This is a genomic window from Streptacidiphilus sp. BW17 (assembly GCF_041262485.1).
Classification (GTDB): domain Bacteria; phylum Actinomycetota; class Actinomycetes; order Streptomycetales; family Streptomycetaceae; genus Streptacidiphilus.
Genome location: NZ_JBGCCR010000016.1, coordinates 111,071 through 134,119, shown reverse-complemented (window position 1 = coordinate 134,119; position 23,049 = coordinate 111,071). Strand labels below are relative to the sequence as shown.

The 23,049-nt window shown below is 71.6% G+C and carries 18 protein-coding genes and 1 pseudogene; 3 read left to right on the top strand and 16 right to left on the bottom strand.

Going from position 1 to position 23,049, the window contains the following annotated elements:
- Positions 1-157: 157 nt before the first annotated feature.
- Positions 158-1,570: a proline--tRNA ligase gene (proS, locus tag ABH940_RS20920; protein WP_370105937.1), complete on the bottom strand. Its 1,413-nt coding sequence runs from the start codon at positions 1,568-1,570 to the stop codon at positions 158-160.
- A 208-nt stretch (positions 1,571-1,778) separates the two neighbouring features.
- Between proS and ABH940_RS20915 the strand changes: the two genes are divergently transcribed.
- A complete protein-coding gene (locus ABH940_RS20915) occupies positions 1,779-2,633 on the top strand; it encodes an SAM-dependent methyltransferase (RefSeq protein ID WP_370105936.1) in 855 nt (284 codons plus the stop codon).
- Positions 2,634-2,768: 135 nt separating this feature from the next.
- Here ABH940_RS20915 and ABH940_RS20910 read toward each other — a convergent pair.
- The 3 genes and pseudogenes from ABH940_RS20910 to ffh all read right to left on the bottom strand — a co-directional run bounded on the left by ABH940_RS20910 (position 2,769) and on the right by ffh (position 6,183).
- Positions 2,769-3,947 (bottom strand): annotated as a pseudogene (locus ABH940_RS20910) (ATP-dependent metallopeptidase FtsH/Yme1/Tma family protein).
- Between the two features lie 20 nt (positions 3,948-3,967).
- Positions 3,968-4,504, bottom strand: coding sequence for a GNAT family N-acetyltransferase (locus ABH940_RS20905; RefSeq protein ID WP_370060723.1), 537 nt, complete (start codon positions 4,502-4,504; stop codon positions 3,968-3,970).
- A gap of 125 nt (positions 4,505-4,629) precedes the next feature.
- Positions 4,630-6,183, bottom strand: a complete 1,554-nt coding sequence (gene ffh, locus ABH940_RS20900; protein WP_370105935.1) for a signal recognition particle protein — start codon at positions 6,181-6,183, stop codon at positions 4,630-4,632.
- 172 nt (positions 6,184-6,355) lie between these two features.
- Here ffh and ABH940_RS20895 point away from each other — a divergent pair, with 172 nt between their 5' ends.
- On the top strand, positions 6,356-6,910 hold the full coding sequence (locus tag ABH940_RS20895; protein ID WP_370060725.1) for a hypothetical protein: 555 nt from the start codon (positions 6,356-6,358) through the stop codon (positions 6,908-6,910).
- On the opposite strand, the gene ABH940_RS20890 is transcribed toward ABH940_RS20895, so the two are convergent.
- The 4 genes from ABH940_RS20890 to ABH940_RS20875 all read right to left on the bottom strand — a co-directional run bounded on the left by ABH940_RS20890 (position 6,844) and on the right by ABH940_RS20875 (position 12,959).
- Positions 6,844-9,390: a [protein-PII] uridylyltransferase gene (locus ABH940_RS20890; RefSeq protein ID WP_370105934.1), complete on the bottom strand. Its 2,547-nt coding sequence runs from the start codon at positions 9,388-9,390 to the stop codon at positions 6,844-6,846. The two genes, ABH940_RS20895 and ABH940_RS20890, sit on opposite strands and share 67 nt — an antisense overlap.
- A 101-nt stretch (positions 9,391-9,491) precedes the next feature.
- Complete coding sequence (locus ABH940_RS20885) at positions 9,492-9,830, bottom strand: P-II family nitrogen regulator (RefSeq protein WP_370061833.1); 339 nt, start codon at positions 9,828-9,830, stop codon at positions 9,492-9,494.
- A 1-nt stretch (position 9,831) separates the two neighbouring features.
- The gene (locus ABH940_RS20880) at positions 9,832-11,217 is read right to left on the bottom strand and encodes an ammonium transporter (RefSeq protein WP_370060727.1); all 1,386 of its coding nucleotides are present in this window, start codon (positions 11,215-11,217) and stop codon (positions 9,832-9,834) included.
- Positions 11,218-11,498: 281 nt separating this feature from the next.
- A complete protein-coding gene (locus ABH940_RS20875) occupies positions 11,499-12,959 on the bottom strand; it encodes a hypothetical protein (RefSeq protein WP_370105933.1) in 1,461 nt (486 codons plus the stop codon).
- A gap of 467 nt (positions 12,960-13,426) precedes the next feature.
- Here ABH940_RS20875 and ABH940_RS20870 point away from each other — a divergent pair, with 467 nt between their 5' ends.
- The gene (locus tag ABH940_RS20870) at positions 13,427-13,954 is read left to right on the top strand and encodes a hypothetical protein (RefSeq protein ID WP_370060729.1); all 528 of its coding nucleotides are present in this window, start codon (positions 13,427-13,429) and stop codon (positions 13,952-13,954) included.
- A 17-nt stretch (positions 13,955-13,971) separates the two neighbouring features.
- On the opposite strand, the gene ABH940_RS20865 is transcribed toward ABH940_RS20870, so the two are convergent.
- From ABH940_RS20865 to ABH940_RS20830, 8 genes are all read right to left on the bottom strand, one after another.
- Positions 13,972-14,292, bottom strand: coding sequence for a hypothetical protein (locus tag ABH940_RS20865; protein WP_370105932.1), 321 nt, complete (start codon positions 14,290-14,292; stop codon positions 13,972-13,974).
- A complete protein-coding gene (locus tag ABH940_RS20860) occupies positions 14,264-14,767 on the bottom strand; it encodes an SDR family oxidoreductase (protein WP_370105931.1) in 504 nt (167 codons plus the stop codon). Before ABH940_RS20860 ends, ABH940_RS20865 begins: the two co-directional genes overlap by 29 nt.
- Positions 14,768-14,937: 170 nt before the next feature.
- Positions 14,938-16,158 carry a signal recognition particle-docking protein FtsY gene (gene ftsY / locus ABH940_RS20855; protein ID WP_370060731.1) on the bottom strand — a complete coding sequence of 407 codons (1,221 nt, stop codon included), beginning with the start codon at positions 16,156-16,158 and terminating at the stop codon, positions 14,938-14,940.
- Between the two features lie 88 nt (positions 16,159-16,246).
- Positions 16,247-20,002: a chromosome segregation protein SMC gene (gene smc, locus ABH940_RS20850; RefSeq protein WP_370105930.1), complete on the bottom strand. Its 3,756-nt coding sequence runs from the start codon at positions 20,000-20,002 to the stop codon at positions 16,247-16,249.
- Between the two features lie 243 nt (positions 20,003-20,245).
- Entirely contained in the window at positions 20,246-20,446 is a 201-nt protein-coding gene (locus ABH940_RS20845; RefSeq protein ID WP_370060733.1) for a hypothetical protein, read from the bottom strand.
- Between the two features lie 394 nt (positions 20,447-20,840).
- The gene (locus tag ABH940_RS20840; RefSeq protein ID WP_370060734.1) at positions 20,841-21,119 is read right to left on the bottom strand and encodes an acylphosphatase; all 279 of its coding nucleotides are present in this window, start codon (positions 21,117-21,119) and stop codon (positions 20,841-20,843) included.
- 28 nt (positions 21,120-21,147) lie between these two features.
- Positions 21,148-21,912 (bottom strand): hypothetical protein, encoded by a 765-nt coding sequence (locus tag ABH940_RS20835; RefSeq protein ID WP_370060735.1) that lies wholly within the window; start codon positions 21,910-21,912, stop codon positions 21,148-21,150.
- Positions 21,912-23,048 carry a WXG100 family type VII secretion target gene (locus ABH940_RS20830; RefSeq protein WP_370105929.1) on the bottom strand — a complete coding sequence of 379 codons (1,137 nt, stop codon included), beginning with the start codon at positions 23,046-23,048 and terminating at the stop codon, positions 21,912-21,914. The genes ABH940_RS20835 and ABH940_RS20830 overlap by 1 nt, the downstream gene beginning before the upstream one ends.
- Between the last annotated feature and the right edge of the window lies 1 nt (position 23,049).

Genomic DNA, 23,049 nt, shown 5'->3' with positions numbered 1-23,049 from the left:
CACCCTCCCGTCATTTCCCCTTCAGGGGAGGAGAGTTGACGGAAATGGACGAACCGGTCCGGCGCTCCCCCAGCAGGGAGGCCGAACCGGCTCGACTACGTCATTCGACCGACCGTCATCTCAACGTTCGAGATGATCCGGACGGGTGAGGTGTGGCTCAGTAGGCGCGGGCCACGATCGCGATGTTGCCCGGCTGGTCGTCCGTGGTCGGGACGGAGCCGTCCTCGGCGACGATGCAACGGACCGAGACGCCCTGCTCGGCCAGCTTGGCCTCGCCCTCCGGGCCGAGCTCGGCCCAGGAGATCCGGCCCCAGCCGGTCGCGGCCGCCTCGACGGCCTCGTCCAGCGTGGTGACGTCGACCGTGCGGGACTCGCGGCGCTCGCGGGACTGGCGCAGCAGCAGCGCCTGGTCCTCCTCCAGGATCGTCGGCACCAGCGTCGCCAGTGCGTCGGCGGCCACGGCCTCCTTGCCGCCGGCGATGCGGCGGACCAGCATGGCGGTGCCGCTCTCCAGGTCGCGCGGGCCGACCTCGATGCGGACCGGAACGCCCTTGAGCTCCCAGTCCACCGCGCGGCGACCGAACGGGGTGTCGGTCCTGTCGTCGACGACCACGCGGACGCCGGCGGCCTCCAGCTCGGCGCCGATCTCGCGGACCTTGGCCAGCACGGCGTCGTCGCCCTTGATCGCCAGGACCACGGCCTGGACCGCGGCGAGGCGCGGCGGGACGCGCAGACCGTTGTCGTCGCCGTGCGACATGATCAGGCCGCCGACCATGCGGGTGGAGACGCCCCAGGAGGTCTGCCAGACGTGCTCGCGCTCGCCCTCACCCTTGAGGTAGGTCGTGTTGAAGGCCTTGGCGAAGTTCTGGCCGAGCTCGTGGCTGGTGCCCATCTGCAGGGCCTTGCCGTCGCCCATCATGGCTTCGAGGGTGAGGGTGTTGATCGCTCCGGCGAAGCGCTCCTTGGCCGTCTTGCGGCCGAGGACCACGTCGATGCCGAGGACGTTGGTCATGAAGTCGCCGTAGACGTCCGTGTGGATCATCGAGGCGTACGCGTGCGCGTCCTCGTAGGTGGCGTGGGCCGTGTGGCCCTCCTGCCAGAGGAACTCGGTGGTGCGCAGGAAGACACGGGGGCGCAGCTCCCAGCGGACCACGTTGGCCCACTGGTTGATGAGCAGCGGCAGGTCGCGGTGGCTCTGGACCCACTTCGAGAAGTACTCGTTGATGATCGTCTCGGAGGTCGGCCGGACGACGATCGGCTCCTCCAGGTCCTTGCCGCCACCGTGGGTCACCACGGCGAGCTCGGGGGCGAAGCCCTCGACGTGCTCGGCCTCGCGGGTCAGGTAGGACTGCGGGATGAAGAGCGGGAAGTAGGCGTTCTGCGCGCCAGCCTTCTTGATCCGCGCGTCCATCTCCTGCTGCATCCGCTCCCACAGGCCGTAGCCGTACGGTCGGATGACCATGGTGCCGCGCACCGGACCGTTGTCGGCCAGCTCGGCCTTGTTGATCAGATCCTGGTACCAGCGCGGGAAGTCGTCCGCCTGGGGGGTGAGAACGGGAGCCTTTGCCATGGGGCGAATGGTACGGGTCGTTCCGGGGTCGGCTCCAATCCGTTCCACTCCGCGACGAGTCGCCGAGTCCGCGCCGAGCTCGGCTTCTTCGGAAGAGCCCGCCCGGCCTATGGACGCCGGGCGGCTCCCGCGCTTGATTGGAGGCAGGCCCCGGGCGGCGACGCCGGAGCCCTCCCCCGGGCGCGACCGAAGGTGAGGAGCCGTCAGTATGGCCTTGGCTCAGGTGACTCCGCAGGTGACTCCGTTGACGGGCTCGTCGGGCGCGCGGGCCCGCCGGAGGGCGCGCGACTGGGCGGAGATCCAGGAACGCATGCTGGTCCCCCTCTACCAGGCGGTCTACGACCGACTGGAGGTCTGCGCGGCGACGTCCGTGCTCGGTCTCGGCTGCCGCTCCGGTCTGGCCCTGCTGCTGGCCGCCGCGCGCGGCGCGGAGGTCGCGGGCCTGGAACCCGAGGCGGAGCTGCGGGCCCTCGCGCAAGGCCGTGAGCTACGGGTCCTCGCGGAGGTCTGGCGCGAGGTCGGTCCGGGCGCGGACGCGGACGGGAACGTGGGCCGGGACGGCAACGACGGCCCCTCCCGGCACTCGCTGGTCACCGCGTTCGAGCACCTCACCTGCACCGCCGATCCGCAGGCGCTGGTCCACGACGCCGCCCGGCTGACCCTGCGCGGCGGCCATGTCGCGCTGGCGACCTGGGGTCCGGAGGAGCGCTGCCAGAGCGCGCCCGTCCTCGACATCGCGCGCCGGCTCGCGGATCCGCTGCGGCGCGGCGGCTACGCCCCCTTCGCGCTGAGTGCGCCCGGCGCGGTGGAACACCTAGTCGCGCGGGCGGGCCTGCGTCCCGCCGGGGGCGGGCGCGTGTGCTGCCCGTACGCCTACCCCGACCTGGAGTCGGCGGTGCGCGGGCTGATGTCGACGGGCGTCTTCGAGCCGGCGGTGGAGTTCTCCGGCGAGCGGCTGGTGGAGAAGGAGCTCCGCGAGGCGCTCTTCCCGTGGATACGGGAGGACGACACGGTGCGGATGGAGAACGTCTTCCGCTACGTGATCGCGGAGCGGGTCGGGTAGGAGGGCCGGATTCGCTCCCACGGCTCGTTGCCCCACCCAGGGGCCGGGGAGCTGCGCGACGAGCCACGCGCCACGTGGCACACCGAACGAGCAGGACCATCCGCAGAGGGTGGCTGCTCGCGCCCGCCGTCCCTCTCAGCCGATCTGCTCCGCGTCCACCAACCGGCCGATGCCGGCGATGCGGTAGGCGTCCTCCTCGTCCAGCGTCTCGTGCTCCATACAACGCCTCCGCCAACGCGTCGAGCTTGTCGCGGTGTTCGACCAGCTTGCGGCAGGCCTCGTCGTAGCACTCGGAGACGATCCGGCGGGCCTCCTGGTCGACCGCGTCCAGCGTGCTCGGAGCGGCGGCCAGGCCGTAGGCGCCCTGCGAGTCGCCCGGGATCGCGGTCAGGCGGCCCACCCGGTCGCTCATGCCCCAGCGCCCGGCCATGTGCCGCGCGCCAGGTTGGTGACCTGCTCCAGGTCGCTCTCCGCGCCCGTCGTGATCACGCCGTAGACGACCTGCTCGGCCGCCATCCCGCCGAGCGCGCCGATGATCCGGCCGCGCAGGTACTCCTCGGCGACCGCGCGCGCCAGCAGCGTCTTGCCGGTACCGGGCGGACCCGCGAGCAGCACGCCGCGCGGCATCTTCGCACCGAGCTTGCGGTACGCGTCCGGGCGGCGCAGGAAGTCGACGACCTCGGTCAGCTCGCCCTTGACCTCGTCGATCCCGGCCACGTCGTCGAAGGTGGTCCGCCTGCCGTCCGGCGGCGTCTCGATCGGCTTGGGCGGGGCCTTCCTGGCCAGCCCACCCATCGCGCCGCCGGCGCTCATCCGGCGGGCGATGAAGACCCAGAGCAGGACCAGCAGCAGCATCGGCGCGAGGGAGAGCAGCAGGTTGGCGAGGAAGCTGCGCTCCTTGACCACCGGCTCGGCGTCGACCTTGACGTTCTGCGCGGTCAGCTCGGACCAGAGCTGGTCGCTGGCGAACGTGGGCCGCTGGGTGCTGAACTGCTGGTACGTCTTCCTGCCGTCCCCGGGCTGCGGTTGGGCGCTCTTGAGCTTGCCCTGGATGCTGTCGCCCTTGGCGTAGATCTCGGAGACCTGACCGGCGTTCAGCTGCTTGGTGAACTCGGTGTACGGGACGCTGATGCTGCCGCCGTTGCCGAAGAGGTTCAGCAGCGCGTCGATCAGGAGGAAGACGATCAGCGCGGTGAGCAGCATGCTGAACCAGTTGCGGCGCGAGGGCTTGTGCGGTGCGGGCGGAGGGGGCGGTGCCCCCTCCGAGCGCCAGAGCTTGTCGGGATCCTCGCGGGGCGGCACAGGGCTGGTCACCCTTAGGACAACACGGACAATCAGGACCTTGATCCAGCGCCCTCGCCGGGCCACTCCTCCACGGTCAACGCGTAGCGCTCGTGGTCCCGCCAGGCGTCCTGGAGGAAGAGCATGCGCGGCGAGTAGCCCTCCAGCCGGAACCCGAGCCGCTTGGCCATCCCGATGGACGGGCCGTTCTCCGGCTGCACGTTGATCTCCAGCCGGTGCAGGCCGAGACCGCCCTCGGTCTGGGGCGTGAAGCAGGTGTCGACCACCAGCCGCATGCCCTCGGTCATCCGACCGGTGCCGTTGTAGGGCAGGTACGAGTTGTAGCCGAGGGACGCGTTGCGGAACCGGCCACGCACGATGTTGGAGACGTTGCAGGTCCCGACGAGCCCGCGGTCCTCGACGTCGAAGATCAGAAACGTACGCAGCGCATCGCCCTGCCGCCGCACCATGTCCGGCAACGCGTCCGGCTCCACCGGATTCCACCGCCCGACATGCTCGGCGGACCGGTTCACCGCGTCGGCGTACACGACGGCGTCGGAGAGGCGGGGGTGACGGATCTCTACACGCATGCATGAACGCTAGCGCGTGCAAGCGGATCAGTTGGAGCTTTTAGGGGCGCGGGGAACTGCGCGACAAGCCACCCTGCGAGGTAGAAACCGTAACTTGGGGCGTGCGACGTCCCTGATCAGGTCGGTTACAGCAGGTCCTTGAACTCCTTGGGGAGTTCGAAGTCCGACGGGCCCTGGCCCGGGCCGAGGCCGAAGGCGCCGCCGGGCTGGGCGGCGGTGTCGTCCTTCTTCTGGGCGGCCTGCTGGGCCTCCTGCTGGCGCTTCAGCGGGTTGCCGCTCTGGCGCCGGCCCTTGGCCGCCTTCTGCTGCTTGGCCTTGCGGGCACCGCCGCCGCCCATACCCGGCATCCCCGGCATGCCCGGGATGCCCTTGCCGCCCGCCATCGCCGACATCATCTTGCGCGCCTCGAAGAAGCGCTCGATCAGGCTGCTGACCTCGGAGACGTGGACACCGGAGCCCTTGGCGATACGGGCCCGGCGCGAGCCGTTGACCAGCTTCGGGTCTTCGCGCTCCGCCGGGGTCATCGACTTGATGATCGCGCCGACGCGGGCGACGTCCTTGTCGTCGATGTTGTTGATCTGGTCGCGCATCTGCGCCATGCCCGGGAGCATGCCGAGCAGCTTGGTGATCGAGCCCATCTTGGAGACCTGCTCCAGCTGGGCCAGGAAGTCGCCGAGGCCGAACTCCTTGCCGCCCTTGCTGGCGAGCTTGGCGTGGACCTTGGCGGCCTCCTCCTGGGAGAAGGTCTTCTCGGCCTGCTCGATCAGCGAGAGGACGTCACCCATGCCGAGGATGCGCGAGGCCATCCGGTCCGGGTGGAACGCGTCGAAGTCGTCCAGCTTCTCGCCGTTGGAGGCGAACATGATCTGGCGGCCGGTGATGTGGGCCACCGAGAGGGCCGCGCCACCGCGCGCGTCGCCGTCCAGCTTGGACAGCACCACGCCGGTGAAGTCGACGCCGTCGAGGAAGGCCTGCGCGGTGGTGACCGCGTCCTGGCCGACCATGGCGTCGACGACGAAGAGGACCTCGTCCGGGTTGACCGCGGCGCGGATGTCCGCCGCCTGCTGCATCATCTCGGCGTCGATGCCGAGGCGACCGGCGGTGTCGACGATGACCACGTCGTACTGCTTGGTCTTCGCGTAGTCGATCGAGTCCTTGGCGACCTTGACCGGGTCGCCGACGCCGTTGCCCGGCTCGGGGGCGTAGATCGCGACGCCCGCGCGCTCGGCCATCACGCCGAGCTGGGTCACCGCGTTCGGGCGCTGGAGGTCACAGGCGACCAGCAGGGGGGTGTGCTTCTGGTCCTTGAGCCACTTGGCCAGCTTTCCGGCCAGGGTCGTCTTACCGGCGCCCTGGAGACCGGCGAGCATGATGACCGTCGGGCCGGTCTTGGCGTAGCGGAGGCGGCGGGTCTCGCCACCGAGGATGCCGATCAGCTCCTCGTTGACGATCTTGATGACCTGCTGGGCCGGGTTCAGCGCGGCGGAGACCTCCGCGCCGGTCGCGCGCTCCTTGATCCGGGCGATGAAGGCACGGACCGCCGGGAGGGCGACATCCGCCTCCAGCAGCGCGATCCGGATCTCGCGGGCGGTGGCGTCGATGTCCGCCTCGGACAGGCGGCCCTTGCCCCGAAGGTTCTTGAACGTCGCTGCGAGGCGGTCGGAAAGTGTGTCGAACACGTCGGTCGCGGGTCCTTGTGACTCGGGGGCGGGTAAGGCTGTCGACCCCCAGGGTATCCGGACGGCCGCGTGTCCTTGGAACGCACCCGGAAGCCACCCGTACGGAGGCACCCTGTGGACACCCCACGCGTGCCTGCGCCCCCGACCGCCCCACCGTCACCAGCATGGGCCTATGTCGCTGGTTGCCAAGCTGATCTACGCCCGCCGGAATCCGCTGCTGAGACGTCTGGTGCAGGAGGTGCTCGCCCTCTACGGGGTGGAGGTGCCCGCCGCCGTCGAGATCGGGCCGGGGCTGCTCGTCTTCCACCGGGGCTTCGGGCTGGTCCTGCACCCCTACACCACGCTGGGCGCGGACGTCGTGCTCTACAACAACGTCACCATCGGCCGCGCGGACCCGTGGGTGCCGCAGGAGCTGAGCCGGATGGAGCGGGTCGTCGTCGAGGACGGGGCCGTGCTCTGCACGGGCGCACGGGTGGTCTGCAAGGAGGGCGTGCTGACCGTGGGCCGGGGGACGATCGTCGGCGCCAACGCTGTGCTGACGCGGTCCACCGGCCCGAACGAGATCTGGGCCGGGGTGCCGGCCCGCCGGATCGGCTTCCGGGAACCCCTGCCCGGCCGCTCCGACGAGCCCGCACCGCATGCTCAGGCGACCAGCAACGGTCAGGCCACCAACGCGCGCTCCACCGACCGCGCCAGCTCCGTCGCCGCCGCGTCCGAGAGCGGTTGACCGGCCTGGTCGGTGAGGTAGAAGGCGTCGACTGCGTCCGCACCCAGGGTGGAGATCCGGGCCCGGTGGACGCGGACGCCGGTGCCCTCCAGTGCGACGCCGATCCGGTGCAGCAGGCCGGGGGCGTCGTGGGCACGGACCTCCAGCACGGTCGCCGACGCGCTGCTGCCCCGCGCCACGGTGACCCGGGGCGGCGGGGCGACGCTGCCGCGACGCCGGGGCGCGGCAGCGTCCCGCTCGGCGAGGCGACGGGTGACGTCCAGGCCGCCGTCGAGGGCGCGGCGGATGTCGGCGCGCAGCCGGGCCGCCTCGGGTACCTCGCCGAACTCGGCCGAGACCTTCCAGGTCAGCACCAGCACCACGCCCGCGCCGACCGGGTCGAGCTCACGGATCGCCGCCGCGCGGACGGTGAGGCGGTGCAGGGCCAGCACCCCGGCCACGGTCGGCAGCACGGACGGGCGGTCCGGCAGCGCCAGGGTGAGCTCGACGCCCATCGGTTCCGGCCCGTCGGCGCCCGAGACGATGCCCCGGTCTGCCGCGCTGTCGACGCCCCGGTCGACGCCTCGGTCGACGCGGCCCTCGGCCTCGGCGCGGACGGAGACGACCGGGCCTCCGGTGCGGGCGGCCTCGACGGCGAGGCGCTCCTCCTCGGTGGTCGGTTCCAGGCCGGTCTCCGGCGCGGGCGGCTCCCCGGCCAGGACCGCTGCGGCACGCTGCACCAGGTCGGCGACGAGCGTGGCACGCCAGGTGCTCCACGCCGCCGGACCGGTGGCCAGGGCGTCGGCCTCGGTGAGCGCGTGCAGCAGCTCCAACGTGCCCGCGCTGCGGACGACGGAGGTGATCGCCTCGATCGTGGCCGGGTCGTCCGGGTCGCGCCGGGTCGCGGTCTCGACGAGCAGGAGATGGTGGCGGACCAGGAGCGCCAGCGTCTCCACGTCCGCCTTGTCGAAGCCGAGACGGGCCGCGACATCGCGGGTGATCACCTCACCGGCCTCGGAGTGGTCGCCCGGCCAGCCCTTGCCGATGTCGTGCAGGAAGGCAGCGACCAGCAGCAGGTCGGGACGGGCGACGCGGCGGGTCATCGCGGCGGCCCGGACCGCCGTCTCGACCAGGTGGCGGTCCACGGTCCAGCGGTGGACGGCGTTGCGCTGCGGGCGGCAGCGGACCCGCTCCCAGTCCGGCAGCAGCCTGGCGACGAGGCCCTCCGCCTCCAGCGCCTCCCAGACCGGGATCGCGCTCTCCCCCGCGCCGAGCAGCGTGATCAGCTGCTCGCGCGCCTCGCGTGGCCACGGGACCGGCAGCGGCTTGGTCTCGGCGGCCAGGCGGCGCACCGTCGACGGCGCCAGCGGCAGGTCCGCCTGCGCCGCGGCGGCAGCGGCCCGCAGCGGCAGCACCGGATCCCGTCCCGGACGCGCGGGCGCGGCGAGCACCGCCTCGCCGTCCATCTCCACCACGCCCTCGGCCAGCGGACGACGCGGCACCGGGCCCCGTCCCGCTGCTGCGCCGCCCGCGCCGAAGCCACCGACCCCGCCTCCGCCGAAACCGAAGACGCGACGGCCGCGTCCGCTGCGGGACCGCAGCACCCGCTCCACCTCGCGCCAGCTGACGTCGGAGGCGTAGGCGACGACGCGGGCCGCCTCGTACACCTCGCGGAGCAGGATGTCCGCGTCGAGCAGGCCCAGTCGGGCGGCGACGGCGTCCTGTTCCTGCAGCGTGAGCCGGTCCGTGGCGCGGCCGGTGACCAGGTGCAACGCGTCACGGACGTCACGCAGCCGCCCGGCCGCCTCGCTCAGCCCGGCGCGCGGCGCGTCGGCGATCCAGGAGGCGGCGACGGCGCCCAGCGCGGTGACGTCCCGCAGCCCGCCGCGTGCCTCCTTCAGGTCGGGCTCCAGCAGAAAGGCCAACTCGCCCTGCCGTTCCGCACGTTCGCGGCAGAGCCGGTGCAGCTCGGGCAGCCGCTTGGGCGCGGTGGCACGCCAGTCGGCGAGGACGGTGGAGCGCAGTTGCGCGGTGAGCTCCGCGTCGCCCGCGATGTGTCGGGCATCGAGCAGGCCCAGCTGCGCCTTGAGGTCCTCGGCGGCGACCTTGCGGGCCTGGCCGAGGTCACGGACGGAGTGGTCGAGCGCCAGACCCAGGTCCCAGATCGGGTACCAGAGCTGTTCGGCGAGGGCGGCGACGGAACCGGGGCCGGTGCCACGCGTGCCGCCGTCGTGGAGCAGCAGCACGTCGAGGTCGCTGCGCGGGGAAAGTTCGCCGCGTCCGTAGCCGCCGACGGCGACCAGGGCGACGCCTTCGTACGACCGCTCCCCCAGCGCTTCCGCGAGCAGTCCGGAGAGCCAACGATCCGTCAGTTCCGACAGTGCGGCCCGGCGTTGGGCTCCGGTCAGGCCGTTCCCGTTCCCGTCCTCGCGCTCCTCCTCGCGCAGCAGCGCAAGCCGCTGGGCGGCGTATCCGGTCTCCTCGCCCTGCTGGTCCGTCACGTCGCTCCTCCGGTGTGCGGATACGGCGGAGCGGATCCGCGGCCCTCCTCGGCCCTCGGATCCGCTGCCGCCCCTGCTCTCCGTTACCTGCTACCCGCTGCTTACAGCGCGTCCGGGCCGCGTTCGCCGGTGCGGACCCGCACCGCCGTCTCGACCGGGATGCTCCAGACCTTGCCGTCGCCGATCCTGCCGGTGCGGGCGGCCTTGACGATGACCTCTATGACGCCGTCCGCGTCGTCGTCCTCCGTCAGCACCTCTATCCGCACCTTCGGGACCAGGTCGACGGTGTACTCCGCGCCCCGGTAGACCTCGGTGTGCCCGCGCTGGCGGCCGTAGCCGCTGGCCTCCGTGACGGTCAGGCCGTGGACGCCGAAGGCCTGCAGCGCCTCCTTGATGTCGTCCAGCCGGTGGGGCTTGACCACTGCGGTGATGAGCTTCATCTCAGGCATCGACCTTCTTCTCGGCGGGGCTCGCGGCGCCGTCGGGCGCGCCGACAGCGTCGTCAGCAGCACCGGCGTCGGCGGCGACAGTAGTGGACACCGAGGGCTTCGGCGCCAGCGCCTTGGACAGGGCCGCGCCGACCGCGCTGAAGTCGTAGGCGGACTCGGCGTGCTCGGCCTGGTCGATACCGGCCAGCTCGACGTCCTCGGAGACCCGGAAGCCGATGGTCTTGTCGATCGCCTTGCCGATCAGCCAGGCCAGCGTGAAGGAGTAGACCGCGACCACGCCCACGCCCATCGCCTGCTTGCCCAGCTGCGTGAATCCGCCGCCGTAGAAGAGACCCTTGGCCGGCGAACCGCCACCGCCGGTGGCCAGCAGGCCGATCAGCAGCGCACCGGCCGCGCCGCCGACCGCGTGGACGCCGACCACGTCGAGCGAGTCGTCGAAGCCGAACTTGTACTTGAGGCTGATGGTCCAGGCGCAGAGCGCACCGCAGGCCAGACCGAGGCCGATCGAGCCGAGCGGGCTGATGTAGGCACAGGCCGGGGTGATCGCGACCAGGCCGGTGACCGCACCGGACGCCGCACCCAGCGAGGTGAACGCGCCGTGCTTGATCTTCTCGTAGGTCAGCCAGCCGATCATGGCCGCGGCGGTGGCGATCTGGGTGTTGATGAAGGCGAGCCCGGCCAGACCGTTGGCGGCCAGCGCCGAACCGGCGTTGAAGCCGAACCAGCCGAACCAGAGCAGCCCGGAGCCGAGCATCACCAGCGGCAGGCTGTGCGGACGCATCGGGTCCTTCTTGAAGCCGATCCGCTTGCCCAGCACCAACGCCAGCGCGAGGCCCGCGACCCCCGCGTTGAGGTGAACCGCCGTGCCGCCCGCGAAGTCCAGGACGCCGTTGCGGTCACCCAGCCAGCCGCCCTTGCCGCCGTCGAACATGAAGACCCAGTGCGCGACCGGGAAGTAGACGATGGTCACCCAGAGCGCGACGAAGAGCGCCCAGGCGGAGAACTTGGCCCGGTCCGCGATCGCGCCGGAGACCAGCGCCGGTGTGATCACCGCGAACATCAGCTGGAATGCGGAGAAGGCGAACACCGGAATGGTTCCGGACAGAGAGTTCATCCCGATGTGGCGCATGCCGAGCATCGAGAGATTTCCGATCAGGCCGTGGAAGGCATCCGGCCCGAATGCGATCGAGTAGCCGTAGAGCACCCACAACACTGTGACGATGCCGAGCGCGATAAAGCTCATGACCAGCATGTTCAGGGTGCTCTTCACCCTGACCATGCCGCCGTAGAAGAAAGCGAGACCGGGCGTCATCAACATGACCAGTGCTGCGCTTATGAGTACGAAGGCGGTGTCGCCACCGCTGAAGCCGCTGGGCATCGGCGTCTCCTCGATATGTCGGGCCGTTCCGTCCCCGGGTATCCGTCCCGTGCCCCCGGGGCCGTCGGCTGATGTCGAGGAGATTGACGCAGGCCCGTTTCCGTCGATGCGTGCAGATGTTTCACGGGCGTGACGAAGCTGACGCCGGTGTTACGCACCGGTGAACCCCAGCTCACCGAAAACCGGCCGCGAGAACCGTCCGAATGACCTGGCGTGGGGGTGCCGAGTCGGGTGAAGGGGGACGGGCCTCACGGCCGGAGACTTTCCGGAGTTCGCGCTGATCAGGCGGAATTCCGCTGGGCCAGGGAGTCAGGGAGAGTCTGGTCGATCTGCTCGCGCAGCTCCCGCACCCGCTCGACGCCCTTGAACTCGCGGACGGCCGCCTCGGTCGTCTTGCGCAGGCGCGTGTTGACACGCTCGGAGCGGATCTGCGCGGCTATCTCCATGGCCTGCTCGGCAGAGTCCGCCGCGGCGTCCGGCTGCCGCTGGAGCAGGTGGACGCTGGCCATGCCGATCAGGTTGAGCGCGTACGAGCGCTTGTGGTCCGCGTCCTCCGCGAAGAGCTCGACAGCCTGCGAGATCTCGGGCTCGGCCTGCAGTGCGTACACCTGGCTGCGGCCGGTGTGGTAGCAGAGGTCGCGGTACGAGTGGCCGTTCTCGGCGTGGAGTTCGGCCTCGGAGAAGAAGTTCAGCCAGTCGGGCGCGACGTCCTTGGCACCGGCGTCGTCGAAGGCGTCCTCGGCGTGACGGGCGGCCCGGTAGCACTTGTTGGGCTCGCCGAGATTGGCGTAGGCGCGCGCCTCCATGGCGTGCATCAGCGCGAGTTGGCGCGAAGTCGCCGTGTCACGGGAGCCGTACTGGGCCAGGTGGATCAGTTCCAGGGCGTCGTTGGGCCGGTTGAGGTGGATCATCTGCCGGCACATGTCGGTCAGCACCAGCCCGCCGAAGGGCCGGTCACCGGCCTCCTTGGCGGCGTGCAGCGCGAGCACGTAGTACTTCTGGGCGCTCGGGTGCATGCCCACGTCGTAGGACATCCAGCCCGCGAGATGGGCGAGTTGGGCGGTGGTCTGGAAGAGGCGCTTGGTGGTCTGCGGGCTGTAGCTCTCCTGGAGCAGGTCGCAGACCTCGTGCAGCTGGCCGACGACGGCCTTGCGGCGCAGGCCGCCGCCGTTCTGGGCGTCCCACTGACGGAACATCACCACGGTGGACTCGAGCAGGTCCAGCTCGGGGGCGGAGAGGCGGCCGGTCACCGGGGCGCCCTCGCGGGCGGAGGTCAGCGCGGTGGTCGGCATGCCGTTGGCTGCGGGGCTCAGCCAGCGCTGCATCGGCTCGATCAGGGCGGAGCCCGCGGTCAGGGCGAGGGAGGTGCCGAGGAAGCCCCGGCGGTTGAGCATCAGGTCGCTGCGGGAGTACTCGGAGATCAACTGGACGGTCTGCTCGCCGTTCCAGGGCAAATCGATGCCCGACCCGGCGGTGAGCGGGGCGACCGCCTTGAGGCCGAGGTCCTCGATCGGGACCGGCGAACCGAAGCGATCGGAGAAGAGCTCGGAGAGGATCTTCGGGATCGGCTCACGCGGCTGTTCACCGTCCAGCCAACGGCGCACCCGCGAGGTGTCCGTGCTGATGTGCGCGGCGCCCATCTGCCGGGCCCTGCGGTTGACCTGTCTGGCCAACTCGCCCTTGGACCAGCCACTCCTGACGAACCACGCCGTCAGCTTCTCGTTGGGTTGCTTGTCGCCCACCGGAACGCCCCCATCCCGGGCTCTGTCTGGCCGTCAGATTCCGTGTCAGCGCGAAAGGTTGGCATCAATGCCACTGGCATACCCGCTGACGTGCTCATGTCTGCGAGAGTCCTCGACCCTGCAGCAGGAACGTAGCGCGATTTGCGCCGTCCGGGGGAGCGAGTGCACGAAAACGCCACCTTTCGCCACCCCTACGAGTGAACTTCCGGCGCTGGTCCCACGCTTCACTGGTGTTCAGGACCCCTGCAGCACAGCAGGGTTCCTGGATAGCACGGCCGGCCGCCACCCCCGCGGTCCAGTCCGAATTGTCCCGGCGTGCATCAGGCGCCGACGCGCCCCGGTTCCCGCTCCACGGACAGCGCGCCCCACCGGCAGGGCTCCGCCAGGAATCCGCCGCAGTTCCGCCGCAGTTCCGCCGGCTGCCGTAACCAAGGCATCCCCCGATCGGTTGGAGGTGAGTGGACTTGATGAGCACCGACACCCTCTTCAACGAACGCTTCGGCGACGTCCGGCTCCGGAGTCAGCGCCGTCGCGCCCGTGCCCACCAGGGCGAGGCCGCGGCGGAGTACGCCACGCGCTGGGGCTGGTCCGTCGCCTTCGACGGACCGTGGGTCCGCCTGCTCACCGGCCGCGGCTTCGACGTCCTCGACGTCCCGGAGTCCGCCGGACGCGAGTCCCTGGTCCGGCTCGAACGGATCGGCGTCCGCCCCGGTCCGGTGCTGGCCGCGGGCTCGCGCGCGCTCTTCCTGGTCAGCCCCGACACCGCCCGGCACCTGCCCGAGCTGCTCTACCGCACGGGCTGGGACGACGCCGAGCTCGACCTCGTCTGCCACGGCCCCGGCGGCTCCGTCCCCGCGCCGCCCTCCCCCGGCACACGCTGGCTGCGCCCGCCGACCCCGGAGAACGCCACCCGCCCGCCGCACGCCAAGCTGCTGCTCGGCACGCTCGCCTACGCCAGCCACCGCGGCGTGCCGGAGCTGGTCGGGCGACGCTGAGCTGACCTGACGATACGTCAGGTGGCTGTTCGCGAGCCCGCCGTGTGCGCGCCCGTGTGCTCGGCGAGGTAGACCTCCCAGCTGAGGTGGCCGACCGTGGTCCGCTCCCCCAGCGCGAGGTTGTCGCCGCCCCGGTAGGCACGGCCGACCTTGCCCGGCAGGTGGAGCGGGAGCAACGGCCGGCGCTTCCCCCGCGCGGCGAGGTAGCTGCGCGCCAGCTCCCCCATCGAGTAGACGGTCGGACCGGCCAGGTCCGGGACGAGTCCGGCGGGCTCGCCGAGCGCCAACTCGGCCAGACGGTCGGCGACATCACGCGGGTCGACCGGCTGCCACCGCATCCCGCCGGGCGCCGGGACCACCCGGCATCTTCGTCATCTTCTCCATCACCAGCAGCGTCAGGCTGTGGAACTGGGCCGGGCGCAGCACCGTGTACGGGATGCCCGAGTCGACGATCGCCCGCTCCGCCGCCAGCTTCATCCGGAACCAGGCGAGCGGGACGGTGTCCACACCGATCGCGGAGACGTGGACGAGGTGCCGGACGCCGGCCTTCCTCGCCGCCGCGACCAGGTTGCGGGCCACGGTCTCGTCCCCCTTGGCCGCGCCCGCGATGTGCACCACGGTCTCCACGCCCGCCAGCGCGGCGTCGAGGCCGTCGCCGGTCAGCAGGTCGCCGACCGCGAAGGCGATCCCCGGCTCGTCCGGGTGGGCATGACGCGAGACGATCCGCACGTCGCGCCCGGCGGCGCGCAGCTGCGGGACGACCAGGCTGCCCAGGGTTCCGGTGCCGCCGGTGACCAGGATGGGTGAGGTCATGTCGCTCTCCAGGGTCGTGAATCTCTCCACCATGGCTCACACAGCGATGACCCCGACCGGCCCGGGAGTGTGACAACCGCACGAGAAGGCGCGGGGAGAGGTCGTCGCGCGAAAGACGGCGGCCCGCGCCGTCCGGGAGGACGACACGGGCCGGGGAAGGCGACGTGGACTCAGCCGAGGAGTGCGTCGACGAAGGCCGCGGGGTCGAAGGGAGCAAGGTCGTCGGCGCCCTCGCCGAGACCGATCAGCTTGACCGGGACACCCAGCTGGCGCTGGACGGAGATGACGATGCCACCCTTGGCGGTCCCGTCCAGCTTGGTCAGCACGATGCCGGTGATGTCGACCACCTCGGCGAAGACCTTCGCCTGGACCAGGCCGTTCTGACCGGTGGTGGCGTCCAGGACCAGGAGCACCTCGTCGACCGGGCCGTGCTTCTCGACGACGCGCTTGACCTTGCCGAGCTCGTCCATCAGGCCGGTCTTGGTGTGCAGACGGCCGGCGGTGTCGACCAGGACGGTGTCCGCGCCCTCGGCGATGCCCTCCTTGACCGCGTCGAAGGCCACCGAGGCCGGGTCGCCTGCCTCCGGGCCGCGCACCGTGCGGGCACCGACGCGCTCGCCCCAGGTCTGCAGTTGGTCGGCGGCGGCGGCGCGGAAGGTGTCGGCCGCGCCGAGGACCACCGTGTGGCCGTCGGCGACCAGCACACGGGCCAGCTTGCCGCTGGTGGTGGTCTTGCCGACGCCGTTGACGCCGACGACCAGGAGGACGGCCGGGCGGGCCGGGGTCTCCTCGTCGTGGCGGGCGACGTGCAGGGTGCGGTCGAGGCTCGGTTCGATGAGGGTGATCAGCTCCTCGCGCAACAGGTTGCGGAGCTCCTCCGGGGTGCGGGTGCCGAGCACCTTGACGCGGGTACGCAGCCGCTCGACCAGCTCCTGGGTCGGCTGGACGCCGACGTCGGCGGTGAGCAGCAGCTCCTCGATCTCCTCCCAGGTGTCCTCGTCGAGGCGGTCCCGGGAGAGCAGGGTGAGCAGGCCCTTGCCCAGGGAGTTCTGCGAGCGCGACAGGCGCGACCGCAGCCGGGTGAGCCGACCGGCGGTCGGCTCCGGGACCTCCAGGGCCGGAGCCTCGGCGGCCTGGGCCTGCGCGGCCTCGGTCGGGAGCTCGACCTCCTCGACGGTGCGGCCCTGCTCGGGTGCCGTGACCGCGGCATCCTCGCCGACCTGTGGCTCCGCCGTCGGCTCGGCCGTGGCGGCGGGAGCGGGCTTGGTGATCTGCGGCTGCGCCGGAGGTGCGGGCGGCAGCTGCTTGCGCCGTCGGCCGTTGACGACGAGACCGGTGGTCGCCCCGATGGCGACCACAGCGATGACTACAGCAAGAATGACGTATTCCATGGCCACCCCAGTATCGGGCACAGCCATCGGCGACTTGCCGCTGTGTGACGTTTGTCCAACAAGTCACCCGTTTGTCGCGCTGCTTGCGCTATTCGACGGCCGCCCCGACCGGCTCGGTCGCAGTCGGCTCAGTCACGGTCGGCTCGGCTTCGGGATCGGCCTCCGGCTCGGCGTCCGGGCGGCGGATCCGGCGCGGGGCCTTGCGAGGCTCGTCGCGCAGGCGCTGGCTGATCACCTGGGAGATGCCGTCGCCGCGCATGGAGACGCCGTAGAGCGCGTCGGCGCACTCCATGGTCAGCTTCTGGTGGGTGATCACGATCAGCTGCGAGTTGTCCCGCAGCTCCTCCATGATCGCGATCAGTCGGCGCAGGTTGGTCTCGTCCAGTGCCGCCTCGACCTCGTCCATCACGTAGAACGGGCTGGGGCGCGCCTTGAAGATCGAGACCAGCAGGGCGACGGCGGTCAGCGAGCGCTCGCCGCCGGAGAGCAGCGAGAGCCGCTTGACCTTCTTGCCCGGCGGCCGGGCCTCGACCTCGATGCCCGTGGTCAGCATGTTGTCCGGGTCGGTCAGCACCAGCCGTCCCTCGCCGCCCGGGAAGAGCCGGGAGAAGACGCCCTCGAACTCGCGTGCCGTGTCGTGGTACGCGGCGGTGAAGACCTGCTCGACCCGCTCGTCGACCTCCTTGACCACGGTCAGCAGGTCACGGCGGGTGGTCCTGAGGTCCTCCAACTGCTCGGAGAGGAACTGGTGGCGCTCCTCCAGCGCGGCGAACTCCTCCAGCGCCAGCGGGTTGACCTTGCCGAGCTGGGCATAGGCCTTCTCCGCCGCCTTGAGCCGCTTCTCCTGCTCGGCGCGGCGGAAGGGACGCGGCTGCGAGCCCGCGACGTCAGCCGCAGATGTTCTCGCCTCGGGCTCCTCACCCTCGGGCTCCTCATCCGCGGCGGGGAGGGACGGCGGAACCGGCTGGTCCGGGCCGTACTCGGCGAGCAGCGCGGCGGACTCGATGCCGTGCTCCTCCAGCGCCTTGGCCTCCAACTGCTCGATCCGCAGCCGCTTCTCGGCGCGGAGCACCTCGTCGCGGTGGACCGTGTCGGTCAGCCTGTCGAGCTCCGCCTTCAGTTCGCGACTGCGGACGCGTTCGCGGCCCAACTCCGCGTCGCGGGCGGCGCGCTGCTGCTCGGCGGTGGCCTTGTCGGCAGCTGCGGCGGTGAGCGCGTGCTCGACGTGGGCCAGCAGCTGACGGGCACCCTCGGCGACCGCGGTGGCGACCTGCGCCTCGTGCCGGGCGCGGGCAGCACGGGCGGCGGCGCGTGCCCTGGCCTCGCGCTCGGCGCGTGCGCCCCGGTCGAGCGAGTCGGCGCGCCCGGCGAGCCCGCGGACGCGCTCCTCGTGCGTGCGGACGGCCAGCCGGGCCTCCATCTCGCCCGCACGGGCGCGGGCGGCCTCAGCGTCGAGCTGCTCCCGGCGGCCGGTGTCCGGCTCCTCGTCGGCCGGGAGCTCCTCGGCGACCAGCAGCCGCTCCTCCAGCTCGGCCAAGTCCATCGCGGCCTGCTCCTGCGCCTCGGTGGCCTTCGCGGCTGCGGCGGCGAGCCGCTCCGCCTCCCCCGCCGCGCCGCGCGCCTGCCCGGCCAGCCGGCCGACCTGCTGCGCTATGGCCGCCTTCTCCTTCTCGGCGGCGCGGCGCACCACGGAGATCTCCTCGACCTGCACGGCCAGCTCCTTGCGGCGCGCGGTGGCGGCGTCGACCTCCTCACGCAGCGTCTCCCGACGGGTGACGAGCACGGTGAGCCCGGTCTCGGCCTCGTCGACGGCGGCCTGCGTCTCCAGCCCGCTCGGCGCGCCGGCGGACCCGCCGTAGGCGTAGGCGGCGCCCAGCACGTCGCCCTCGCCGGTGACCGCCGTCAGCGAGGGGCGAGTCGCGACCAGTGCCTCGGCCTCGTCGAGCGTCTCGACGACGACGTAGCCGTGCAGCAACGTCCGCACGGCGGACAGCAGTTCGTCCGGGCCGGAGACCAGCGTGGCGGCCCGGGTCGCTCCGGCGGGCAGGTCGGCAGTCCCGGACGCCGGGCTCTGGTACGCGGGGCTCTCGTGTGCAGGGCTCTCGTGTGCAGGGGCCTCAACGGGTGCTCCACCGATGAGCAGCGCCGCGCGGCCCGCGTCGTCCTTGCGCAAGAGGCGGAGCGCGTCCGCGGCAGCGGCGACCGTGGTGACGGCGATCGCATCGGCGGCGCGGTCGAGCGCGGCGGCCACGGCGGTCTCCGCGCCCGGGGCGATGGTGAGGTGCCCGGCGGCCGGACCGAGCAGGCCGGTCAGCCGGTCGGTGGCGGCGAGCAGCGCGCCGCTGCCGTCCTTGCGCCGGAGCGCGAGCGCCAGCGCGTCGCGCCTTGCCGTGAGCGCGGCATGCTCCCGATCGGCCGCGGAGAGCGCGTCGCGGGCCCGCGACTGGGTCTCCTCAGCGGCTGACAAGGCGTCACGCAGCTCGGCGAGTTCGGCGTCGCGGGCGTCGTCGGCCGTGTCGAGGGAGTCGGCCTGCTCCTGCAGCGCTTCGTACTCGATTTGTGCCGCTTCCGCGCGTTCGAGCGCGGCGTCGCGGGCCTCGGCCAGGCGACCGATCTCCTCCCCCGCGCCCGCGGCACGCGAGCGCGCCGCTGCCACCTTGCCCTGGAGCCGGGCCAACCCCTCGCGGCGGTCGGCCAGGGCGCGGGCCGCCGCACGCAGCGCCTGCTCCTCGGCCGCCAGTTCGCGCTCCAGCTCGGCCCGGCGCTCGACGGTCTCGGCCAGCGCGTACTGGGCCTGCTCCAGCGCCTCGGCCAGCTCCGCCTCCTCGGCGCGGATCCGGGCGGCCTCGCGCTCCATGTCCTCGGGGTCGCGACCGCGCCGCTCCTCCGCCTGCGGGGAGCGGGCGTGGCGGACCTTGGCCTCGGCCAGACCGATCGTCCCGCGCACCCGCTCGGCCAGCGACGAGAGGGCGAACCAGGACTGCTGCGCCTGCTCCACGGCCGGGCCGAGCTGCGCGACCTGCGCCTCCAGCACCGCCTCGCGTTGCTGCAGCTGCGCCAGCTCCTGCTCCACGCCGCTGCGTCGCAGCCGCAGCGCCATCTCGTCGGCGATCTCCTCCTCGACGGCCTTGCGCAGCGTCACCATGTCGTCGGCGAGCAGCCGCAGCCGCGCGTCCCGCAGGTCGGCCTGGATCACGGCCGCGCGGCGGGCGATCTGCGCCTGGCGGCCCAGCGGTTTGAGCTGCCGCCGCAGTTCGCCGACCAGGTCCTGAACGCGCGTCAGATTGGCCTGCATCGCGTCGAGTTTCCGCAGCGCCTTCTCCTTGCGCTTGCGGTGCTTGAGGACGCCGGCAGCCTCCTCGATGAACGCGCGGCGGCCCATCGGGTCGGCGTGCAGGACCGAGTCGAGCTGACCCTGGCCGACGATGACGTGCATCTCCCGGCCGATGCCGGAGTCGGAGAGCAGCTCCTGGATGTCGAGCAGCCGGCAGGTGTCGCCGTTGATCGCGTACTCGCTGCCGCCGTTCCGGAACATCGTCCGCGAGATGGTGACCTCGGAGTACTCGATCGGCAGCGCGCCGTCGGTGTTGTCGATGGTGAGCGCGACCTCGGCGCGTCCCAGCGGCGGACGGCCGGTCGTGCCGGCGAAGATGACGTCCTCCATCTTGCCGCCGCGCAGCGACTTGGCGCCCTGCTCGCCCATCACCCAGCTCAGCGCGTCCACCACGTTCGACTTGCCGGAGCCGTTGGGGCCGACCACGCAGGTGATGCCGGGCTCGAAGCGCAGGGTGGTCGCGGAGGCGAACGACTTGAAACCGCGCAGCGTGAGGCTCTTCAGATGCACCGGCGCCGACCTCCTACGTCCCTTTCGGGGACACCCTAGTCGTCACCAGGCCACGAGCCGGGTGACGGCTCGGTTTCATCCGAGTGTGTAAGGGGCATCTCTCCCACGAGGGATTGACAACGGGGTGTGACACAGCGGGGACGGTCGGTGGCGGTGTCCGGGAACGACGAAGGGACGCCGGGTAGGCGTCCCTTGCACAATCCAGCTGACGATGCCGTCGCGCTGCTGACCTTTGCGGAAAGGTCAGGAGAAAGCCGGTACCGCCTGGGCTGCGTCAATGCGGAGCAACTGCTCGTGGTCCGCGACGGCCTGCAGCGAGTCGTTCTCGGCCTGCATCCGTACAAGCTCGGATTCCAGGTCCTGGACACGCTGCTGGAGACGTCGCATCTCGGCGAGCAGTCGGGGGTCGGGTCCGCCGACGTAACCGAGAAGCGCCTTTGCCATGATGGATGGTCCTCCACGCTGAGTGACCGACCGCAGATGTGGGGTCGTGTGAAGTGGGCCGCACCTGAGTGACGCCCTCGCAAGGCTGTACGGGGCCGATAAGCCTTGATTGGACGTACGGGTGCGCGGGTTTCCAGCGTCTCACCAAACGCGCAGGCGGTCAACACGATCACAGCGTGCTACAACCGCCGGGCGGCCCGTGCAGCGGAGTCGTCACGCTGCGTTCCTCGGCGATATTGCTGGTGCGCAGTCAACCACGGACTTCCCGGAAACGCAACCAGTCGTTTCCCTGGAGCTGCAGGTCAGCGTCATGACGCTGACCGATAGAGCGAGGCTCACAGTTGACGGTTCAATGGGTCGCCCGGCGTCGACCGCGGCCGTCGCCGACGCGGGGTCAGCGGATCGCGAACCCCTCGTAGCCGCCCTCCGGCTTGCCCCAGATTTCCGTCACACCGTCCACGCGGCCGGGAGTGTCACCGTGGCGCAGCAGCTGCAGCAGCGCTTCGCACTGCTCACGGCTGCCCTCGGCGACGACCTGGACGCGGCCGTCGCCGAGGTTGGACGCGTAGCCCAGCAGCCCGATCTCCAGCGCCCTCGACCGGGTCCACCAACGGAAGCCGACCTGCTGCACCGCACCGCGCACCCAGGCGGTCATCCGGACGTCCTCAGTCATGGCGGACAGTCTCTCATCGCGCCGGTGCTCAGGCCTGGTGCGGTCTGCGGTGGTCGCGCGGGGCAGCCCTGTCCATCGGGAAGGCTTCGCCGGCCGCCACGGCCCCGGCCCTGGCGCGGTCCAGGACGGGCGCGGGCAGGCGCTGGACGAGCGCCACGGCGTGGTCCACCAACTGCAGCATCCGCGCGGGCGCGAGCGAACGGCGGGCCGTGAACACCACGGCGTCGCCCGCCATCTCCCACCGGTAGCGCTCGGCGCGCGCGGCGTCCAGCACGTCCATGGTGAAGAGCGCGGCGGCGGCCTCCGGATCGTCGACCTCGGCGCGGAGCTTGTCCCAGGCGAGCTGCTCCGGGTGAACGGCCTTGGCGTCATAGGCCAACGAGACCCGAGGCAGGGGGAACGGGAAGACGACGATCGCGGTCGTCGTGTGGACGCTCGTGTTGCTGTTCTTCCCGGTGGGCTTCGAACTGTCGATGCGGAACACGTCGGCGCTGACTGCTCCGGGCACCTGACCCGACATCAGCCACCGCCACCGGGCCCGGCCGACGTGCCCTTCCGTCAACCGCGGCCAGCCCGAACGCATCGCGGAGGCGTCACGCTTCCACGTCCAGCCCGGGCGCTCTGCCAACGCGGCACGCACCCGGAGCATGACGACCAGTGCCTCGCCGCCGCTCCACACGAGGGCGACGCCGATCACCACGACGACGAGGAGCACGACGTCCAGCGCCGAGACGGAGCGGTGCGCCGTCCCCGACAGCACCGTGGCGGTTTCCAGCATCACGGGTCGACTCATCAGCCGACTTCCTGCATGGCGCCGTCGGCGTTCTTCCCCTGCTGCGGGAGGGTGGGGTTCTGGTTCACGGCGTTCTCCAACCCCCCACCCGCCCAGGACGTCTCGGCGTTGGCACCCAGGTCGAAGCCGATCGGCGTATAGGGATCGCCGGGCGCGGCGTGCCGGCCTTCGCTCGGCAGCGGGTCGACCTTGTGGTTGGCGGTCGCGTCCGAAGCCGCAGCGCCGCTGGCGAGGTTGGTGACCGCGTCGGCGGCGATGTCCCGCCCGCCCTTGCCCTGCAGGCCGTCGGCGATGGCGCCGCCGCCCGCATTGGTGAGGCCGCCCATGGCGACGTTCGAGAAGGCGGAGTCACCGTTCAGGAAGGTGCCGATCTTGCTCGCGGCCCCGTCCTCGTCGGCCCCCTTCATGATCTTGGTGCCCAGGGCCGCGGCGCCGCCGGACAGTCCGGCCGCGCCGGCACCGCTCAGGGCAGCACCTTCCAGGTCCGAACCGCTCAGCCCCAGGCTCTTGCCGGACATCGCGTTGCCGAGCTCGGTGCTGCCCAGGTTGGAGACCGTGTTCTTCAGGGCGTCCATCGCGATGCGCGGCAGCATGCCGAGCTTGCGGATGTCCTCGATGAGCTCGGTGATGACCTTCTCCGCCTTCTCGGCCATCTTGATGAACTTGTCGATGAGTTGGACGATCTTCAGCGCCCGCTCGCCAGAGGCCGCGGCGGAGACCGCGTCCGAGATGCCCGCCGTGAAGACGGTGAGCAGCGCCCCCGCCAGTTCGAACTCGGCGATCTGGAGCGCGATGTCGACGATCGCCTCGATGATCGACTCGGCCTGGTCGGCGTAGGCGTCCAGCTCCTTCGCGACCTGCTGGAAGCTGCCGACACTCTTGACCATGGCGTCGTGCTGCAGCTTCCAGTGCTGCTGGAACGCGTCCGCCGCCACGCCCGACCAGTGCGGGCCGACCACGGAGCCGACCTGGAGGTCGAGGTGCTGGGCGGTCTGGTCCAGCTCGGCCGCCATGGCGTTCCAGTTGACCGCCAGGCGGCGCAGCGCGGCGGGATCGCCGCCGGGCCAGGGGAGGTCGAGCAGCGAGAGGACCTGGGCGACCTTGCCCGCGATCGCACCGTTGATGTCGAGACCCATG

Bases quoted from the DNA above. Each gene is read 5' to 3' on its own strand.
- ABH940_RS20870 (WP_370060729.1), top strand. From the start codon at position 13,427: ATGAGCACCGACACCCTCTTCAACGAACGCTTCGGCGACGTCCGGCTC.
- ABH940_RS20880 (WP_370060727.1), bottom strand. From the start codon at position 11,217: ATGCCCAGCGGCTTCAGCGGTGGCGACACCGCCTTCGTACTCATAAGC.
- ABH940_RS20885 (WP_370061833.1), bottom strand. From the start codon at position 9,830: ATGAAGCTCATCACCGCAGTGGTCAAGCCCCACCGGCTGGACGACATC.
- ABH940_RS20830 (WP_370105929.1), bottom strand. From the start codon at position 23,048: ATGGGTCTCGACATCAACGGTGCGATCGCGGGCAAGGTCGCCCAGGTC.
- ftsY (WP_370060731.1), bottom strand. From the start codon at position 16,158: ATGGAATACGTCATTCTTGCTGTAGTCATCGCTGTGGTCGCCATCGGG.
- ABH940_RS20845 (WP_370060733.1), bottom strand. From the start codon at position 20,446: ATGGCAAAGGCGCTTCTCGGTTACGTCGGCGGACCCGACCCCCGACTG.
- proS (WP_370105937.1), bottom strand. From the start codon at position 1,570: ATGGCAAAGGCTCCCGTTCTCACCCCCCAGGCGGACGACTTCCCGCGC.
- ABH940_RS20860 (WP_370105931.1), bottom strand. From the start codon at position 14,767: ATGACCTCACCCATCCTGGTCACCGGCGGCACCGGAACCCTGGGCAGC.
- ABH940_RS20915 (WP_370105936.1), top strand. From the start codon at position 1,779: ATGGCCTTGGCTCAGGTGACTCCGCAGGTGACTCCGTTGACGGGCTCG.
- ABH940_RS20835 (WP_370060735.1), bottom strand. From the start codon at position 21,912: ATGAGTCGACCCGTGATGCTGGAAACCGCCACGGTGCTGTCGGGGACG.
- ABH940_RS20895 (WP_370060725.1), top strand. From the start codon at position 6,356: ATGTCGCTGGTTGCCAAGCTGATCTACGCCCGCCGGAATCCGCTGCTG.
- ABH940_RS20905 (WP_370060723.1), bottom strand. From the start codon at position 4,504: ATGCGTGTAGAGATCCGTCACCCCCGCCTCTCCGACGCCGTCGTGTAC.
- ABH940_RS20865 (WP_370105932.1), bottom strand. From the start codon at position 14,292: ATGCGGTGGCAGCCGGTCGACCCGCGTGATGTCGCCGACCGTCTGGCC.
- ABH940_RS20840 (WP_370060734.1), bottom strand. From the start codon at position 21,119: ATGACTGAGGACGTCCGGATGACCGCCTGGGTGCGCGGTGCGGTGCAG.